General features: G+C 56.5%; 16 protein-coding genes. 13 read left to right on the plus strand and 3 right to left on the minus strand.

Going from position 1 to position 17,764, the window contains the following annotated elements:
• The first annotated feature begins 257 nt into the window (after positions 1–257).
• The 13 genes from ASF29_RS17160 to ASF29_RS17220 all read left to right on the plus strand — a co-directional run bounded on the left by ASF29_RS17160 (position 258) and on the right by ASF29_RS17220 (position 14,521).
• A complete protein-coding gene (locus ASF29_RS17160; RefSeq protein ID WP_045232313.1) occupies positions 258–1,199 on the plus strand; it encodes a sugar ABC transporter substrate-binding protein in 942 nt (313 codons plus the stop codon).
• A gap of 67 nt (positions 1,200–1,266) precedes the next feature.
• Positions 1,267–2,805 (plus strand): sugar ABC transporter ATP-binding protein, encoded by a 1,539-nt coding sequence (locus ASF29_RS17165; RefSeq protein WP_200925545.1) that lies wholly within the window; start codon positions 1,267–1,269, stop codon positions 2,803–2,805.
• A gap of 28 nt (positions 2,806–2,833) precedes the next feature.
• Complete coding sequence (locus tag ASF29_RS17170) at positions 2,834–3,850, plus strand: ABC transporter permease (RefSeq protein WP_042619136.1); 1,017 nt, start codon at positions 2,834–2,836, stop codon at positions 3,848–3,850.
• Between the two features lie 74 nt (positions 3,851–3,924).
• Positions 3,925–4,845 (plus strand): substrate-binding domain-containing protein, encoded by a 921-nt coding sequence (locus tag ASF29_RS17175; RefSeq protein WP_062451877.1) that lies wholly within the window; start codon positions 3,925–3,927, stop codon positions 4,843–4,845.
• Positions 4,846–4,888: 43 nt separating this feature from the next.
• Positions 4,889–5,791 carry a sugar phosphate isomerase/epimerase gene (locus tag ASF29_RS17180; protein WP_062451878.1) on the plus strand — a complete coding sequence of 301 codons (903 nt, stop codon included), beginning with the start codon at positions 4,889–4,891 and terminating at the stop codon, positions 5,789–5,791.
• A 1-nt stretch (position 5,792) separates the two neighbouring features.
• Positions 5,793–6,803, plus strand: a complete 1,011-nt coding sequence (locus tag ASF29_RS17185; protein ID WP_042619139.1) for a Gfo/Idh/MocA family oxidoreductase — start codon at positions 5,793–5,795, stop codon at positions 6,801–6,803.
• A gap of 8 nt (positions 6,804–6,811) precedes the next feature.
• Positions 6,812–7,597, plus strand: a complete 786-nt coding sequence (locus tag ASF29_RS17190) for a TIM barrel protein (protein WP_062451879.1) — start codon at positions 6,812–6,814, stop codon at positions 7,595–7,597.
• A 74-nt stretch (positions 7,598–7,671) separates the two neighbouring features.
• Positions 7,672–9,609 carry a 5-dehydro-2-deoxygluconokinase gene (gene iolC / locus ASF29_RS17195; RefSeq protein WP_062451880.1) on the plus strand — a complete coding sequence of 646 codons (1,938 nt, stop codon included), beginning with the start codon at positions 7,672–7,674 and terminating at the stop codon, positions 9,607–9,609.
• A 1-nt stretch (position 9,610) separates the two neighbouring features.
• Positions 9,611–11,446 carry a 3D-(3,5/4)-trihydroxycyclohexane-1,2-dione acylhydrolase (decyclizing) gene (gene iolD, locus ASF29_RS17200; protein ID WP_062451881.1) on the plus strand — a complete coding sequence of 612 codons (1,836 nt, stop codon included), beginning with the start codon at positions 9,611–9,613 and terminating at the stop codon, positions 11,444–11,446.
• A gap of 29 nt (positions 11,447–11,475) precedes the next feature.
• Positions 11,476–12,393: a myo-inosose-2 dehydratase gene (gene iolE, locus ASF29_RS17205; protein WP_062451882.1), complete on the plus strand. Its 918-nt coding sequence runs from the start codon at positions 11,476–11,478 to the stop codon at positions 12,391–12,393.
• Between the two features lie 9 nt (positions 12,394–12,402).
• Positions 12,403–13,212, plus strand: a complete 810-nt coding sequence (gene iolB / locus ASF29_RS17210; protein ID WP_062451883.1) for a 5-deoxy-glucuronate isomerase — start codon at positions 12,403–12,405, stop codon at positions 13,210–13,212.
• Between the two features lie 53 nt (positions 13,213–13,265).
• Positions 13,266–13,655 (plus strand): tautomerase family protein, encoded by a 390-nt coding sequence (locus ASF29_RS17215; RefSeq protein ID WP_062451884.1) that lies wholly within the window; start codon positions 13,266–13,268, stop codon positions 13,653–13,655.
• 29 nt (positions 13,656–13,684) lie between these two features.
• Positions 13,685–14,521, plus strand: a complete 837-nt coding sequence (locus ASF29_RS17220; protein WP_156462712.1) for a MurR/RpiR family transcriptional regulator — start codon at positions 13,685–13,687, stop codon at positions 14,519–14,521.
• A gap of 29 nt (positions 14,522–14,550) precedes the next feature.
• On the opposite strand, the gene ASF29_RS17225 is transcribed toward ASF29_RS17220, so the two are convergent.
• The 3 genes from ASF29_RS17225 to iolE (ASF29_RS17235) are packed head-to-tail and all read right to left on the minus strand — an operon-like array spanning position 14,551 to position 17,742.
• Complete coding sequence (locus ASF29_RS17225) at positions 14,551–15,597, minus strand: Gfo/Idh/MocA family oxidoreductase (protein ID WP_062451886.1); 1,047 nt, start codon at positions 15,595–15,597, stop codon at positions 14,551–14,553.
• Positions 15,598–15,635: 38 nt separating this feature from the next.
• Positions 15,636–16,808 (minus strand): Gfo/Idh/MocA family oxidoreductase, encoded by a 1,173-nt coding sequence (locus ASF29_RS17230; protein WP_062451887.1) that lies wholly within the window; start codon positions 16,806–16,808, stop codon positions 15,636–15,638.
• Positions 16,801–17,742 (minus strand): myo-inosose-2 dehydratase, encoded by a 942-nt coding sequence (gene iolE, locus ASF29_RS17235; protein WP_062451888.1) that lies wholly within the window; start codon positions 17,740–17,742, stop codon positions 16,801–16,803. The genes ASF29_RS17230 and iolE (ASF29_RS17235) overlap by 8 nt, the downstream gene beginning before the upstream one ends.
• Between the last annotated feature and the right edge of the window lie 22 nt (positions 17,743–17,764).

The raw sequence follows: 17,764 nt of genomic DNA on the forward strand, positions 1-17,764 counted from the left end.
ATAGATAATATCAGGCATTATTGGTCTATTTCTATCATGGCTGAAAGGTAAAGTCGTTACGGAACGGTTGACCATATCCTCTCTCTCAGACAATTGTGCCTTGCGACGGTGGAGACAGGAGGCCGTCGCCCAGAACTCAATAAGTAATGCATCGCTCTCGTTCCCGATTTCATCTGGTCCACCGGTTGAGAGGAGGATGAGTGCTGCCTTTCTGAAGAGCTATGGTGACCGTTGGTATTTTTGAGGAGGAACTTAAATTGAAAAAACATCTCATGGTCGTGGCATTTGCAACACTGCTGGCGACATCTGCCTCTGCGCAAACAATTGGCGTCTCCATGGCGCTTTTCGACGATAACTTTCTCACCGTGCTGCGAAATGGCATGACGGATTACGCAAAGACAAAGCAGGGTGTTACCCTTCAGGTCGAAGATGCGCAAAACGATGTTGGGAAGCAGCTCAGCCAGGTCCAGAATTTTGTTGCCTCCGGTGTAGACGCAATCATCGTCAACCCAGTCGACACGGATGGAACCGCTGCGATTTCGCAGGCCGCCGCCGCCGCTGGAATTCCACTGGTCTACGTCAACCGTCAGCCGGCCAACGTTGACCAGCTTCCCGAAAAGCAGGCATTCGTCGCTTCCGACGAAAAGGAATCTGGAACACTTCAAACCAAGGAAGTCTGCCGCATTCTCAAGGAAGCCGGCAAGAAAGAAGCCAAAGCCGTCGTGATGATGGGTGAACTGTCCAACCAGGCAGCGCGCATGAGAACCCAGGACATCAAGGACGTGATTGCGACGCCGGATTGCAACTTCATCAAGATCGTCGAAGAGCAAACAGCTAACTGGTCGCGCACCCAAGGTGCCGATCTTATGACCAACTGGCTATCCGCTGGTGTTCAGTTCGATGCGGTCATCGCCAACAACGACGAGATGGCAATTGGCGCTATCCAGTCGCTGAAAGCAGCGGGCAAGGATATGAAGTCCGTCGTCGTGGCAGGCATTGACGCGACACAGGATGCCCTCGCTTCCGTGGCTGCAGGCGATCTTGATGTGACCGTCTTCCAGAACGCTGCCGGGCAGGGCAAGGGCGCAGTGGATGCTGCGCTTAAGCTAGCAGGCGGCGAGACGATCGAGAAGAAGGGCTATGTGCCTTTCGAACTCGTCACTCCGGCAAACCTCAAGACCTACCAGGCCAAGAACTAAAATAGCTCTGCGTAACGGAGGGAAGGCTGTGCCTTCTCTTCCTTGCCAGAGCGACGGAGGATAAGCCATGGTCAGTCCCACAACAGCGGCGGCTATCAAGCAAGTGCTCGATGCTACCGAAGCCGACGGTCTGCTTTCGATCGAAGGAATTCGCAAAGAGTTTCCAGGCGTCGTTGCACTTGATAACGTCAAGCTGCGTGTTAGACCCGGAACGGTGCATGCACTCATGGGCGAAAACGGTGCGGGCAAATCGACGCTCATGAAAATCATTGCTGGAATATACCAGCCTGACGCAGGTGAAATCCGCATTCGAGGCGTCCCGACAGTGTTGAAATCGCCTCTCGATGCGCTCGAGCAGGGGATCGCGATGATCCACCAGGAACTTCAGTTGATGAACTGGATGACCGTGGCGGAAAACATCTGGATAAGGCGAGAGCCCAAAAACCGCTTCGGTCTCATTGACCATTCAAAAATGGTAAAGATGACGGAGGAGCTTTTCGCTCGCCTGAACATCTCGCTCGATCCGCGTTCGCAAGTGTCGGAGTTGACGGTGGCTCAAAAGCAGATGGTCGAGATTGCTCGCGCCGTCAGCTACGAGTCGTCTGTCCTCATCATGGATGAACCGACCTCGGCCTTGACCGATCGCGAAGTACAGCATCTCTTTTCCATCATCCGCAGCTTGCGCGAGCGCGGTATTGGTATCGTTTACATCACACACAAAATGAATGAACTCTTCGAGATTGCCGATGAGTTTACGGTTTTCCGCGATGGCAAATACGTCGGCACACATTTTTCGAAGGATGTTAACCGCGACGATATCATTCGCATGATGGTTGGCCGAGACATTACCGATATGTTCCCCAAGATCGATTGCCCTATTGGCGATGTGATCCTTGAAGTGAAGAACCTCACGATCCCTGGCGTTTTCCACGATATTTCCCTCACGCTGAGACGAGGCGAAATACTGGGTCTGGCGGGCTTGGTGGGTTCCAAGCGATCGAACGTCGCCGAAGCCATTTTTGGTGTCACGCCCGCAAAAACGGGTGAAATCCTGATTGACGGCAAGCCGGTCAGCATCGGCAGTCCTAGCGCTGCGATGGCACAGGGACTTGCTTTCCTGACAGAGGATCGCAAGGAAACGGGTTGTTTTCTTATCCTGAATTGCCTTGAAAACATCCAGTCTGCTTTGATCACGCGTTCCCACGTGAAGGCGGGATTTGTCGACCAGTCGACGGTCACCAAGTTAGCCGAGGATATGGCGGCAACGCTTCGAGTAAAAACCCCAAACCTCTATGAGGCGGTCGAGAACCTTTCAGGCGGCAACCAGCAGAAGTTGCTGATTGCACGATGGCTGCTGACCAAGCCGCGCATCCTCATTCTCGACGAGCCGACGCGCGGCATCGATGTGGGAGCGAAAGCCGAAATACATCGACTGATCACCGGTTTGGCGGCTGAGGGGGTCGCCGTGCTTATGATCTCGTCGGAACTTCCGGAGGTCTTGGGAATGAGTGACCGGATAGTCGTCATGCATGAAGGTCGTGTTGCTGGCGTTCTCGATCGCGCCGAAGCAACTCAAGTCAAGATAATGGACCTAGCTGCGCGCTAATCGTGCACCGTGGGAGGAATATTGCGTTATGAATACGACGACACAGATCAGTACCCAAGACGCGCCAGCACGGCGTCGCTTACCGTCCGAGTTGACAATCCTTCTTGTCCTTGTCGGCATCTCGTTGACGTTCGAACTTCTTGGCTGGATCCTGCAGGGACAGAGCTTTCTGGGGAACACGCAGCGTCTGTCGATTATGATTTTGCAGGTCTCGGTTATCGGGATCATTGCAATCGGGGTAACGCAAGTCATCATTTCAGACGGCATTGATCTAAGCTCCGGTTCCATCGTCGGCGCAACCGCGATGATCTCCATGAGTTTGGCGCAGGTCGGTACTTATGAAAGAGCGCTTTATCCAGGCCTGACCGACCTCCCGGTCGTCGTGCCGGTTGCTGCCGGTTTGCTCGTCGGCCTCATTTGCGGTGCGATCAATGGCCTGCTGATCGCCTATACCAAAATTCCTGCGTTTATTGCGACACTGGGCATGATGGTGACGGCGCGGGGCTTTGCCAAGTGGTACACCAAGGGCCAGCCCATCAGCTTTCCGACCGATAGCTTTGCGGCGATCGGCAAGGGTCTCGCGCCCGTGCTGATTTTTCTGGCAGTGGCAGCGGTCATGCACGTTGTCTTACGCTACACGCGGTATGGTAAATTTACCTATGCGATCGGAGCCAATTCGCACGCCGCGCGCGTATCCGGTATTAACGTCGAGCGTCATACGGTGAAAGTCTATGCTGTCGCTGGTCTGTTATCCGGTCTCGCCGGGATCGTCGTGGCTTCACGCGGTCTTACTGCCCAGGCAGGCATGGGCATCAGCTACGAACTCGATGCAATCGCAATGGCCGTCATCGGGGGTGTGTCGCTGTCGGGCGGACGGGGATCGGTCGTGGGAACATTGATCGGGATGGTCATCTTCGGTGTCATCATCTCCGGTTTTACATTCCTGCGCCTCGATGCCTACTACCAGGAAATGCTCAAGGGCGTGATCATTGTCGCAGCCGTCGTGGCTGACATGTACAGGCAACGCAAGCGGGTGAAATCCTGAATCTGTAATTTGCACCGATCCACGTTGCTGTGATGCCGCGTGGGAATCGAAGACCAGATATGTGAGTAAATTCAATGAAAAAGCTTTTCATGACGGCAGCGCTTTGCCTGGTCGGTCTGCCTGCCATGGCCGAGACCCGTGTCGCGGTTAGCATGACTTCGTTCGATAATCCGTTCCTTACGATCCTGTTGAACGGCATCCGCTCTGAAGCAGCGCAAGCCGGGAGCATCGATCTGGTAGCGGAAGATGCACAGTTGGACCCTGCAAAGCAGCTAAGCCAAGTGCAGAATTTCATAGCAAACGGGGTCGACGCGATCATCGTCAATGCCGTTGACGGTGACTCGACAGCGGCGATTACGCGGGCGGCGGCTGACGCCAAGATTCCGCTCGTTTATGTGAACCACCCGCCGGCCGAACTTGATTCCGGTCTGCCCGCGGGAGCTGCCTTTGTCGGATCCAATGAGACGGATTCCGGCACCATGCAGGCACAGGCCGCCTGTAAGTTGATGGGCGGCAAGGGCCGGGCCGTTATCCTGATGGGACCACTCGAAAATCATGCGGCTCTGGTTCGTACCAAGGATGTGGAGGACGTTTTTGCCGCTCCCGACTGCAAGATCGAAGTCGCCGAAAAGCAGACCGCCAACTGGAACAGAACACAGGCGCAAGATCTGGTTTCTTCCTGGCTCACGGCTGGCGTGAAGTTCGACGCGGTGATTGCCAACAATGACGAGATGGCCATTGGCGCGGTTCAGGCCTTGAAGACTGCAGGCGTCGATATGAAGGACGTCGTCATAGCCGGTATCGATGCGACGCCAGATGGCCTGGCGGCGATGAAGGCAGGCGATATCGACATTACCGTCTACCAGAATGCCACGAAACAGGGCGAGGTTGCAGTTCAGGCTGCCGCCAAAATGGCGTCCGGAGAAAATGTCGAGAAGACGCTCTGGGTGCCATTCGAACTCGTCACGCCCGACAACATGTCGACCTACGAGTAATGCGGCAGGGTTCAGACCTATCGTCTACCTACGGGAGTTTGCAATGAAACATACACTTGACCCACACATGTTCCGGCACCTGTCGCTTGAAGACACCTGCCGGAAGGTCGCAGATCTTGGATATGATTACGTCGAGCTGTCACCGCGTCCCGACTTTCTGTCCTGGTGGACGAGACCAAAGGTCTATCCGTCGCGCATTGCCTCCTTCAAAAAGGCTTTGAAAGACCATGGCGTCGGTCTCGCAACGCTCCAGCCGATGTACCGTTGGGCCAGCCCCTATCAGGATGAATGGGACAACGCGATCGACAACTGGAAGCGGGTCATCGAAATCGCGGTTGAGATGGATTGCCCGATGCTCGTTTCGGAGTTCGGACGCGGCGGTTCGCCTGAGCGCAGCCTGAACGATCGTTCCGGTTTGCACCGGCCGGAAACCTGCGAAGCACAGTTCTTCCGCGCCATGGACATCCTCGTGCCGCTTCTCGAAAAGGAGGGGCTGATCCTTTCGCTCGAGGCACATCCTGAGGACTGGATAGAACAGATCGCGCCTGCCATCGATATCATCAAGACGATCGATTCGCCGTCCGTGAAAGCGTCGTTCATCGCGCCACATACGTTCTTCTACGGGCCAGACATGGTCGCCAATCTGCGCGCCACCGAAGGTCATCTGGTGCATGTGAGGTTGGCTGACACTTACGACCACAACAAGTCGTCTGAGCTCCGCTACATCGTCAATCCGCCAGGCTCGAAGGTACGTGTCCATCAGCACACCGATTTTGGGCAGGGTGAGATCGACTTCGACACACTGTTCGCGACTCTCGCGGACATGAAATTCGACGGCGTTCTCTCAAACTGCGTTTTCGCATGGGAAGACCGCGTCGATGAAAGCGCGCGCTTTATGCTTGGTGAAACTCGGCGCTACGTCGCCAAATATTGGAATGAGGCTTGAAATGACTGTCAGAATCGGTGTCATCGGCACAGGTGCCATCGGGCGTGACCACGCTCGCCGCATCAATAACGTCCTTAGCGGCGCAAACATCGTCGCTCTCAGCGACGTCAACAAAGCCTCGGCCGAGGCGGTCAAGAACGACGTAGCCCCAGACGCAACGGTCTTCGAAACAGGGGAGGCTCTCATTGCTTCGCCTGATGTCGATGCGGTTCTCGTCACCTCGTGGGGCGCGACGCACGAACAGTATGTTCTTGCCGCGATTGAAGCTGGCAAGCCATGCTTTTGCGAAAAGCCCTTAGCGACGACCGCCGAGGGTGCAAAACGTATCGTCGATGCGGAAGTTGCTCATGGAAAACGGCTTGTGCAGGTTGGCTTCATGCGCCGCTATGATGCGGGATATGTTGCCCTCAAGCATGCAGTCGAGACCCAGATCGGTGCACCGATCATGGTTCACGCTGCGCACCGTAATCCCGCCGTGCCGGAGCAATACGTCACGCCGATGGCCATCCATGACACGATGATCCACGAAATCGACGTGCTGCGCTGGTTGCTTGATGATGACTACGTCTCGGCAAGAGTGCTTTTTCCGCGGTCTTCCGCGCGTAGCCACGCCAAACTGCGCGACCCGCAAATTGTGATCCTGGAAACCGCTAAGGGAACGATCATCGACGTCGAGATTTTCGTGAATTGCCATTATGGCTATGACATCCAGTGCCAAGTCGTCGGCGAAGACGGTATTGCGAACCTTCCCGATCCGATGGCGATCCCGCTGCGTCTCGGTGCCAAGAAGCAGAGCGAAATTCTGACAGACTGGAAAGACCGTTTCATCGCCAGCTATGACGTGGAACTGCAGGATTTCATCAAGGCTGCGGCCAAGGGTACGGCGTCCGGACCAAACTCCTGGGACGGTTATGTCGCGGCCATCACATCCGATGCCTGCGTAACGGCACAGGAGTCCGAAGGCGCGGCGATTGCCATCAACCTTCCCGCTCGTCCAGCTCTTTATAACTGAGGTCCGTCATGCGTTTCGCCATCAACCACATCACAGTGCCAAACCTCTCGCTTGTGGACTTCTTCGCGGCAGCCCGTAATCTCGGGCTGACCGAGGTCGAGATTCGCAACGATCTTCCCGATATCGTCAACACAATACCGGCTGCCGAAGTCAAGGCGGCGGCGCAGAAGGCGGGGGTGGACATCATTTCCATCAATGCTCTCTATCCCTTCAACGTCTGGTCCGGCGAACTGCCGAACAAGGCGATCGCCCTTGCGGACTACGCAGCTGCGAGCGGTGCAAAAGCGTTGGTCATGTGCCCGTTGAACGATGGCACCAAGGTCTCGTTCGATGATCTCGTTGCCGCGCTAAAGGCCATGAAGCCCATACTTCAAGAGCGCGGTCTGATCGGTCTCGTGGAGCCTCTCGGCTTTCCGATCTCCTCGCTTCGGACCAAGAAGGAAGCGCTGCGTGCTATTGATGCAGCCGAAGGCGGCGATGTCTACAAGTTGATGCACGATACGTTTCACCATCATCTTTCGGGTGAAACCGAGTTTTTCCCCGACCGGACTGGTCTGGTCCATATTTCGGGTGTCGTGGACCCGGATGTCTACGTCAACGATATGCTCGATGCGCATCGCGTCCTTGTAGATTCACATGACCGGCTGGAAAATATTGCGCAGATCAAGGCACTGATCGCGGCTGGATTCCAGGGGCCTTACAGCTTCGAGCCGTTTGCCGAAGAGGTTCACGCGCTTGCCAATCCTGAAGTGTCCGTTCGCGAAAGCATGGACTACGTGTTGTCCAAGCTTTGACATAACAACCCGTGCCTGCGCGAGACGTGCAGGCACGGAAATGCTCATGAACTGCCGCGTTGCCGGAGAATAATATGAACAAGTCACTGGATGTCATCACGATCGGACGATCCTCCGTCGATCTTTACGGGGCTCAAATCGGTGGTCGTCTGGAAGATATGGGATCTTTCAACAAATATATTGGCGGATCTCCCACCAATATCGCCGCAGGCACCGCCCGCCTCGGCTTGCGCTCTGCTCTGATCACACGTGTCGGCGACGAGCATATGGGGCGCTTTATCCGCGAGGAACTCGCGCGCGAAGGCGTCGATGTGACGGGTGTAAAGACCGACCCTGCGCGTCTGACGGCGCTTGTCCTGCTTGGTATTCGTGACGAAGAGAAATTCCCTCTCATTTTCTACCGCGAAAATTGTGCCGATATGGCGCTTTGCGAGGACGATATTGACGAGAAGCTGATGGCCCGTTCGCGGTCGGTTGTCGCGACCGGCACACATCTCAGCCACCCGAGCACCGAAAAAGCTGTGCGGAAGGCTCTGGAGCTGGCGCGCAAGCACGGCGCACGGACCGCGCTCGATATCGACTACCGACCGAACCTCTGGGGTCTGGCGGGCCACGGCGATGGCGAAAGCCGTTTTGTTGAAAGCGGCTCGGTCACGGCCAAGCTACAGGCGACGCTTCACCTGTTTGACCTCATTGTTGGCACCGAAGAAGAGTTTCACATCGCAGGCGGCTCGACCGACACGATCAAGGCTCTGCGCGCAGTGCGCAACGTGTCGAAAGCAACCCTTGTCTGCAAACGCGGTGCTGACGGAGCCGTCGCATTTAGTGGCGCTGTTCCCGATACGCTCAACGATGGCGAAAGCGGTCCGGGTTATCCCATCGAAGTTTTCAACGTGCTGGGCGCGGGCGACGGTTTCATGTCCGGCCTTATCAAGGGCTGGTTGGAAAACGCACCATGGCCACGGGCGCTGCAATACGCCAATGCTTGCGGCGCATTTGCGGTCAGCCGCCATGGCTGCACGCCAGCCTATCCCTCGCTGGAGGAACTCGATTTCTTCCTGAAGCGCGGCGTCAAAAACAAGGCGCTACGTCACGATGCAGAACTAGAGCAGATCCACTGGGCAACGAACCGTCATAATGACTGGTCGACGATGCGGGTCTTCGCATTCGATCACCGTGTCCAACTGGAAGTCATGGAGGGTGCCACGCCGCAGAAGATCGGCCGTTTCAAGGAATTGTGCCTTCAGGCTGCTCTCAAGGTTCAGAACGGACAGCCCGGCTACGGCATTTTGTGCGACAAGCGGCTGGGACGCCGTGCTTTGCATGCAGCATCTGGCACCGGCCTGTGGATCGGTCGGCCCGTCGAATGGCCAGGCTCCCGTCCGCTGACACTTGAGCCCGAAATTGGTCCTGACTTTGGTGGATTGGATGAATGGCCGCTGGAAAATGTCGTCAAGGTTCTGTGCTTCTGCCATCCTGACGATACGCCTGAAATGTTGGACGCCCATGAGGAAACAATCAAGAGGCTGTTTGCTTCTGCAAGGCGCAACCGTCTTGAGTTCCTACTGGAAATCATCCCGTCAAAGGTTGGCGCTGTCGATGACGACACCAACGCCACGCTGATCCGTTGGTTCTATGACATCGGGGTCTACCCGGACTGGTGGAAACTGGAGCCGATGGCAAGCAAAACGGCATGGGAGAACGCATGCAACGCAATCACTGACAATGATCCCAACACGCGAGGTATCGTCGTTCTGGGGCTCGACGCGCCGGAAGCCGACCTCGCTGCCAGTTTCAGGGTCGCTGCTGGTTTTCCGCTGGTAAAGGGCTTTGCCGTGGGGCGCACTATCTTCGCTGAGGCCGCCCGCGACTGGCTGGCCGGAACGATTTCCGACGAAGAGGCAATCGAAGACATGCAGGGCCGTTATCAGCGGTTATGCACCATCTGGCAAGAGGCGCGCACCGCAAGCCAGGACAATGGCGCGGCGTTGCTGTCGCAGGGAAGGGTATGATATGACGGAGACCATTCGCCTCACCGCCGCGCAAGCCATGTTCCGCTGGCTTTCCGTGCAAATGACCGAAGATGGAGAGCGTTTCATAGAGGGTGTATGGGCCATTTTCGGCCATGGCAACGTTGCCGGCATCGGAGAAGCGCTGCACGGCATTCGTGATGCCCTGCCGACCTGGCGCGGACAAAACGAACAAACGATGGCGCACGCGGCAATCGCCTATGCCAAGACAAAACGCCGTCAGAAAGCGATGGCGGTAACGTCGTCCATTGGACCCGGCTCGACCAACCTGTTAACCGCCGCAGCTCTTGCCCATGTCAATCGCTTGCCGGTTCTCTTCATTCCCGGAGACGTTTTCGCCAATCGCAGGCCGGATCCGGTTCTTCAGCAGATCGAGGATTTCGACGATGGTACCATGAGCGTGACAGACTGCTTCAAACCAGTCAGCCGCTATTTTGATCGGATTACGCGCGCCGAACATCTTTTGACTGCGCTGCCTCGCGCCATGCAGGTGATGACGGACCCGGCTAATTGCGGCCCGGTGACGCTCGCTTTTTGCCAGGACGTACAGGCTGAAGCCTATGATTATCCGCAATCTTTCTTCGAACCGAAAGTATGGCGTATTCGCCGACCGGAGCCTGACCCGCGTGAAGTAAATGATGTCGTCGCGGCACTCAAGGCATCCACCAAGCCTGTGATTGTTGCAGGCGGCGGGGTGCTTTACTCCAGCGCTGAAGGCGATCTGCTCGCGTTTGCGACGAAACACAATATTCCCGTTGTCGAGACGCAGGCCGGAAAAGGCGCGATAGACTGGCGGGAAACGCTGAACTTTGGCTCACCGGGCGTCACTGGTACCGATTGCGGCAACCAGATTGCGGCAAAGGCCGATCTCATACTCGGTGTCGGCACCCGTTTTCAGGACTTTACCACCGGCAGTTGGGCCATCTTCGGCAATCCGAGCCGCAAGCTCGTATCGGTCAATCTCACCGGCTACGACGCCGCCAAACATGGTGCTATTCCGCTGGTTTGCGATGCCAAGGTCGCGTTGTCGCGGATTTCCGCCGGACTTGGTTCGTACCGTTTTGCCGACCCGGACTTTGCATCACGGGAGGCCTGGTTCAAGGCATCCGACACCGTCACTGCCGCCCCTGTTACGCTGGCAGCCAATTTTCTGCCATCTGACGCTCAAGTAATAGGGGCCGTGCAAAGAGTTGCCGGACCGCAGACGGTCGCCATGTGTGCGGCGGGAACGATGCCCGGTGCTTTGCAAGTTCTCTGGCGCTCAGCCGCAGGCGGCTATCATATGGAATATGGCTACTCCTGCATGGGCTACGAGGTCGCAGGTGCGTTTGGCATCAAGCTCGCAGCACCCGAAAAAGAGGTGGTGTGCTTCGTTGGCGATGGATCCTACATGATGGCGAACTCGGAAATCGCCACAGCCGTGATGATGCACGTTCCTTTCACGATCGTGCTCACGGACAACCGTGGTTATGGCTGCATTAACCGCCTTCAGCAGGAATGCGGCGGTGCAGAGTTCAACAACATGTACAAGGACAGCAACATCGAAACCCAGCCGGACATCGATTTTGTGGCACATGCGGCTTCGATGGGTGCCTATGCGATCAAGGCGCGCGATATCGGCCAGCTTGAAGCGGAAATCGTCCTAGCGCGAAACCGGTCCATCCCATCGGTGATCGTCATCGATACAGAGGCGGAAACAGGAGCCGGGATCGGTGGTGCCTGGTGGGACGTGGCCGTGCCGGAAGTCGGCAATACCGAAAAGCTAAAACTGGCGCGAAAGCACTACGAGGCGAATGCCGCTCGACAGCGCATCAACTGATACCCTTCGACTGCCCGAAAGGATTGACCATGATACTATACGGAACAAACCCCATTGCCTGGTCCAATGATGACGATCAGACGATCGGCGCGCATCTATCACTCGAGGATTGCCTGTCGGATTGCCGCAAAATCGGCTTCGACGGAATCGAGAAGGGTCACAAGATGCCAAGCGAAGGAACGGCTTTGAAGGCCAAGCTTGGCGAATTCGGCCTGCGTTTTGTCGGCGGTTGGCATTCCACCAACCTTCTCGTCAATGGTATCGAGAACGAAAAGGCCGCGTTGCAGACGTTCATCGACATGACGAAGGCCGCTGGCGGCGACCATATCAATGCCTGCGAATGCTCCAACACCGTTCACGGAAGCGAGGGCACGCCTGTCAACGACCGACCGATCATGACCGAGGAACAGTGGACGCGCTTTTCGGAGGGCTACGAGGTGCTCTCGAAGTTCGCTTTCGATCAGGGCGTCAAGATGGGCTACCACCATCACATGGGAACGATTATCGAAAGTGCTGACGACATCGACCGTTTCATGCGTATGGCCGGGCCTTACACCCGCCTTCTGCTGGACACGGGCCACTGCACATTCGGCGGCGCAAACCCTGAAAGCGTCGCTGCGAAATACATGGACCGCGTGACGCATATCCATGCCAAGAATATTCGGCCAGAAATCATGAAACGTGTCCGCGCGGAGAACCTGTCGTTCCTAGACGGCGTGCGTCTGGGTGTATTCACCGTCCCTGGCGACCCGGAAGGCTGCGTGGATTTTGCGCCGGTACTTAAGATTGCGGCCGAGCATCGCTATTCCGGTTGGCTGGTGATCGAGGCCGAGCAGGATAGTGCGGTGCGCGAACCGTTCTACTATCAAAACATGGGTCTGAAAGCGCTGAAGTCTGGCGCGCGCGATGCCGGGCTTGACACAGCAACCGCCAAAACAACCGCATAGGAAGTCGTCATGAGCATTCTCAAGCGCAGTCCCTTCGGCACGCACGGCAAGGTTCACGAGATCACGCCGCAATCCGCTGGCTGGCGTTATGTCGGCTTCAGCGTTTATCGCTTGCGTGAAGGCGAGACTATTGGCGAGGCGACGGGGAACTCGGAGGTCATCATCGTCATGGTGGAGGGCAAAGCCCGCTTCAATGCCGCTGGCAAGGACTGGGGCGAGCTGGGCGAGCGAATGAATGTCTTCGAGAAAACTCCGCCACATTGCCTCTATGTGCCCAATGGTGAGCAGTGGGAAGCAACTGCGACGACCGATTGTACCGTCGGTGTCTGCCTCGCTCCAGGTATCAGCGGGCATGAGGCAAGACGTATCGGCCCGGACGGTATTACGCTGACTCCACGAGGTGTCGGTGCCAATCAGCGGTTCATCAATAATATCGCTATGGAGAACGAGGATTATTGCGACAGCCTGCTGGTTACCGAGGTGTTCACACCCGCAGGCAACTGGTCTTCCTATCCAAGCCACCGTCACGACGAGGACGATTTCCCCCGGATCACCTATCTGGAGGAAACCTATTATCATCGCATCAATCCCGAGCAGGGTTTTGCCTTGCAACGGGTCTACACGGATGACGGCTCACTCGACGAGACGATCGCAGTGAAGAACCACGATGTGGTGCTGGTTCCGCGCGGTCATCACCCGTGCGGTGCACCGCATGGGTTCGAACTTTATTACCTCAACGTCATGGCAGGTCCCTTGCGCAAATGGCGTTTCGTGGCCGATCCAGCCGTCCAGTGGATCATGGACCGCGATGCTCGCTAAATGAAGAGCCAGGATGCCACCATGGCTATCCTTGCTGAAATAGGAGACTGGCTATGCCGCTGATCAAAGTAAATCTGAGAAAAGGTCGTTCGAAAGCCGAGCTGAGAGCCTTGCTCGACACGATACACGAGGTCATGGTGGCTGCTTTCAATGTTCCAGAGCGTGATCGATATCAGATCGTCTACGAACATAAGTCTTCAAATATGCATGCTCTGGACACGGGTCTCGATTTCGAGCGAACGGATAAATTTGTGCTCATCGAGGTCGTCTCGCGCCCCAGGAAGCAAGGCGAGAAGTTGGCTTTTTATCGAAACCTTGCGGCGGGTTTGGAGTCGGAGTGTTCAATCGCAGCGTCTGATATCATGGTGTCGTTCGTGGAAAACACGGACGATGATTGGTCTTTTGGGGGAGGGGTTGCCCAGTTCGTTACGGGTGAGCTTTGAACCTGAGGCGCAACGCGAGCGAATGAACGGTGCCTGCCGATAAAATGGACAACCAACAGTCAGATCCTCCAGTCGATTTCGACAGCCTGCGCGCTTTGATTCAGGCGAAACACGCAGCATTTCCCAAACGCCTGTCACAGGTGGCACGCTATCTGGTCGATAATCCGGACGAAATTGCCCTTGGCTCAGTCAGTTCTATAGCCGAAGCTGCGCAAGTGACACCTTCCACCGTGATGCGGTTCGCGCAGCATCTCGGCTATGACGGCTTCACTGCGCTGCAGGAAATCTTCCGACGAAACATTCGGGAAAAACTCTCCTTACGCGACGACGTGAAAGGCTGGAAATCTGCCGAAAAAGGAAGGTTTTTTCCAAATCATATACTCAATCAGACCATTGACGTCTGCTGCAACGCTCTGTCTGGGCTCACCAACATGGTTGCCACGATAGAGATTGACGGCGCTGTCGAAATCCTGTCACGGGCTCGATGCGTGTTTTTCCACGGATCACGTTCGACCTTTCCCATGACGGTTGCGCTTCAGCAAGCCCTGACAGGGGCAGGTATCCGGTGCACTTTATCGATGGACTTGACCGGCGGAGACGACGTCCTCGCGCTAGCAACGAATGAGGATGCCGTAATCTTCATCTCACGATCCGCCCACGCCGAACGTGAGTTCCTTGCTTCATCTCTGGCGGCAAAGGGCGTCCCGATCATCGCCATCGTGGACTCCAGTCTCAATCCATACACGGATTTCGCATCGATCAGCTTCAAGCTAGGTAGGCCGGGTGATGCGAATTTCCTGATGCCGACGCTGGCAATCGCACTCACCGAGGTGTTGGTAGCGCGGTTGAGGCAGACGCGCGCATGAATGCCGCCTTGATGACAGCATACACGCGTTCATTCGACCAACCCTGCTTGTGCAAACGAAATATTGATCGCGGTGCGGATGCAATCAAGCGTCTCCATCGTAGCAAGCGTCTCCTGTCGCGGCCGACACGTGCTTTCGGATCGTCCTTCCGAAATCGCCCAGGCTACGTCCGCAGCTTCATAGAACAGCCCCTCGAAATGCGCGCCTCTCGGTTCTTCGTAGCGAAGCCGGACCAACCCATCCAGTGACCAGACCTCGAATGGGCCTGGCAGGTGGAATTCCGAATCGAAACGGATCGACCCCTTGGTGCCGACAATCGCGGCATTTGTGGAGGTGAAGCCGTAGAGCGTTGTCGACATGGTGCCCAGCGCTCCGCTGGCGTTGGCCAGAACGACCGATAGCTGGCCATTCACGCCCGCAGGATCGGCCTCACCGAGACCGACAACCTTATCCGGCACGCCAAGAAGTTTTGTCAGCAGGGAAACCGGGTAAGTGCCCAGATCAAGCAACGGGCCACCGGCAAGGTTGGCGTCGAAAATTCGGTGATCGCGTGGCAGATATTCGCCATATTCCGTATAGACGGACCGTATTTCGCCTATAGCGCCCGCATCCAGAACCTGCTGAAGCACATCGAATTTCGGCAGAAAATAGGTCCAAAGCGCTTCTGCGAGGAAAACGCCCTTGAGGCGGGCCGCCGTTACCATGGACTGCGCCTGTGCGAAGTTGAGTGCCATCGGCTTTTCGACGAGCACATGTTTGCCCGCCTCGATGGCGAGCAATGCGTGATCGCAATGCATGTTGTGCGGTGATGCAACATAGATGATGTCAATGTCGTCTGCGGTTACAAGCGCTTCGTAGCTATCATAGACACCCGAAATATCCCAACGTGCAGCAAAGGCCTGTGCCGATGCTCGCAATCTAGAACCCACGGCAGCGATGTCCTGCCGTGTGTGCGCCTTGACCGATTCTACGAACTTGTCAGCAATCCAGCCTGAACCCAGTATGCCCCACCGCAGGGGCGGCGCTTGCATGACGGGGCGGATTCTTGCGGTGGGCAGAGTTTTGGGAAACGACATCTGTTTTTATCCTTCCATGATGGGCGAATGCCCGTCGCTTAACGGGCGATCGTTTGCCATGTCTTTGTTTCCAGAGACAGCTCCATGGCATCGATGATGCGCTCGTTGGCAAGGCCGAATTCGAAGTTTGGAAAGCAGTCGGCGTCGTTGACGATGCCTTCGATCAGATCTCGCACCTCAATCACCTTGACATCGAAGTAACCAAGGCCGCCACCCGCGAAATCGAAGCCGAAGAAAGCGGAAAATTGTGAGACCTGACTTCCGGCATAGATTGTCTTGAAGCCACGGTCCGGCTTGGGATCGTTGAAGCGAGAGATTTTCAGTTCGTTGAAACGCTCTCCGTCCATCAGGATGGTGCCTTCCGTGCCAGACACCTCCCAGTAAATGCCGAAGACCTTTCCGGCAGCAACGCGTGATGCTTCGATTGTTCCGCCAGCGCCGTTTGCGAAGCGAACAAGCGTCTGTATTTGGTCCTCGTTTTCGACCACCGCACGCGCAGCTTCACTGCCAGCCTTTGCACCATAACCCGATCCGCCCTGTGGAACGGGCCGTGTTGGGAAAAACGTCTGCGTTTGAGCGATGACGCTTTCAAAATCGCCCATCAAATATTGTGCGACGGAGATCACATGGCTGCCGAGATCGCCAAGAGCGCCGGAGCCTGCGTCTTTGCGTGTGCAACGCCAGGAAAACGGCAGCTCAGGATCGGAGAAGAAGCCCTGGTCGAACCAACCACGGAAGCGCATCGGCGTGCCGATGTCACCCTTGTCGATCAACTGCTTGGCCAGCATAGCGGCAGGCGTCTTGATGTTGTTGAAGGCCACCATGGTCTTGACGCCCTTACTTCTGGCGGCGGCGGCCATTTCCTCCGCCTCCTCCAGCGTCACAGACAGGGGCTTTTCGCAATAGACGTGTTTACCGGCGGCGATTGCTGCCATTGCCATTTCATGGTGCATGGAGTTCGGCGAGGTAATGTCGACAACGTCGATTTCAGGATCTTCGACCAGCTTGCGCCAGTCTCCCGTGCTTCTCTCGAAGCCAAATCGAGCGGCGGCATCGGCGGCAAGCTCGTCCGTCGCATCCGCCAGAAGGCATAGGCGGGGAACGGCAGGCAGATCGCGATACAGCATCCCCGCACGGCGATAGGCATCCGAGTGTGCCTGACCCATGAAGCCGGATCCGATCAGGCCAATATTGAGAGTTTTCTTATTCATGATTTTCATCCTGATGAACGGGGGTATTGGCAAAAGTGTCAAGGACGTAGTTGAAGGCAGCGGTGACGGCGGGGAGTGGCGGGGTAAGTGCCGGATCCTGTTCCGCTTCGACGACCAGCCAGCCACGATAGCCGCTTTGCCGAACGAAGGTGGCCAGTGGGGCAAAATCGATGATCCCGTCGCCCGGCACAGTGAACATGCCTTTCCGCACGCCGGTATTAAAACTCAGATCTCCGCTGCGGACTTCGGCCATCACTGGCCCACGCACATCTTTCAGGTGAATATGAGCGATGCGGTCGTCAAACCGTTCAATCAGACGGGTGTAGTCGAACCCTGCGGCAGTGGCGTGGCCAGTGTCGAGAAGAAGTCCGACGGACGCGCCCGAATTGTCAAACAGGGAGGAAATCTCGTCAAATGTTTCGGCCACCATCATCAGGTGATGGTGATAGGCCAGCGCCAGACCATATTCCCCCCTCAGTCGCATACCGAAATCTGTCAGCCGCGCTCCATAGGCGGCAAAATCTTCCTTCGGCATCAGTCGTCGCGCGGACATCTGTGCATCCAGCGGGGCACCGGGCGTCATCATGGCCACTTCGCCATAGACCATGACCGACGAGCCCATGTCACGCAGCAACTTGGCGTGATCTGCCACGGCTGCCATCTCTGCATCAACATCGTATTCCGCCAGGCTTCCGGAGTGCCAGCCGGAGGCCAAAGCCAGTCCGCGGTCACTCAGAAGAGGTGCCAATGTCTTGAAGTCGCGGGGTAACTTGCGCCCGAGTTCGACGCCCTGATAACCGACACGTGCTGCATCATCCAGGCAGGTTTCGAGCGATATGTTAGCGCCCAGATCTTCCAGCACGTCGTTGGCCCAGGAAAGCGGACTTACCGCGAGACGAACGCCGTTCGGCAGGTTCGATAGTTTTTCGTCCATGATAATCTCCTCCGCAAACGCT

This window comes from Rhizobium sp. Leaf262, assembly GCF_001422245.1.
GTDB lineage: Bacteria > Pseudomonadota > Alphaproteobacteria > Rhizobiales > Rhizobiaceae > Agrobacterium.

Excerpts from the sequence above, each read along its gene's own strand:
- ASF29_RS17230 (WP_062451887.1), bottom strand. The coding sequence starts at position 16,808 with ATGAATAAGAAAACTCTCAATATTGGCCTGATCGGATCCGGCTTCATG.
- ASF29_RS17225 (WP_062451886.1), bottom strand. The coding sequence starts at position 15,597 with ATGTCGTTTCCCAAAACTCTGCCCACCGCAAGAATCCGCCCCGTCATG.
- iolE (WP_062451882.1), top strand. The coding sequence starts at position 11,476 with ATGATACTATACGGAACAAACCCCATTGCCTGGTCCAATGATGACGAT.
- iolC (WP_062451880.1), top strand. The coding sequence starts at position 7,672 with ATGAACAAGTCACTGGATGTCATCACGATCGGACGATCCTCCGTCGAT.
- ASF29_RS17180 (WP_062451878.1), top strand. The coding sequence starts at position 4,889 with ATGAAACATACACTTGACCCACACATGTTCCGGCACCTGTCGCTTGAA.
- ASF29_RS17165 (WP_200925545.1), top strand. The coding sequence starts at position 1,267 with ATGGTCAGTCCCACAACAGCGGCGGCTATCAAGCAAGTGCTCGATGCT.
- ASF29_RS17170 (WP_042619136.1), top strand. The coding sequence starts at position 2,834 with ATGAATACGACGACACAGATCAGTACCCAAGACGCGCCAGCACGGCGT.
- iolB (WP_062451883.1), top strand. The coding sequence starts at position 12,403 with ATGAGCATTCTCAAGCGCAGTCCCTTCGGCACGCACGGCAAGGTTCAC.
- iolE (WP_062451888.1), bottom strand. The coding sequence starts at position 17,742 with ATGGACGAAAAACTATCGAACCTGCCGAACGGCGTTCGTCTCGCGGTA.
- ASF29_RS17190 (WP_062451879.1), top strand. The coding sequence starts at position 6,812 with ATGCGTTTCGCCATCAACCACATCACAGTGCCAAACCTCTCGCTTGTG.
- ASF29_RS17175 (WP_062451877.1), top strand. The coding sequence starts at position 3,925 with ATGAAAAAGCTTTTCATGACGGCAGCGCTTTGCCTGGTCGGTCTGCCT.
- ASF29_RS17185 (WP_042619139.1), top strand. The coding sequence starts at position 5,793 with ATGACTGTCAGAATCGGTGTCATCGGCACAGGTGCCATCGGGCGTGAC.
- ASF29_RS17215 (WP_062451884.1), top strand. The coding sequence starts at position 13,266 with ATGCCGCTGATCAAAGTAAATCTGAGAAAAGGTCGTTCGAAAGCCGAG.
- iolD (WP_062451881.1), top strand. The coding sequence starts at position 9,611 with ATGACGGAGACCATTCGCCTCACCGCCGCGCAAGCCATGTTCCGCTGG.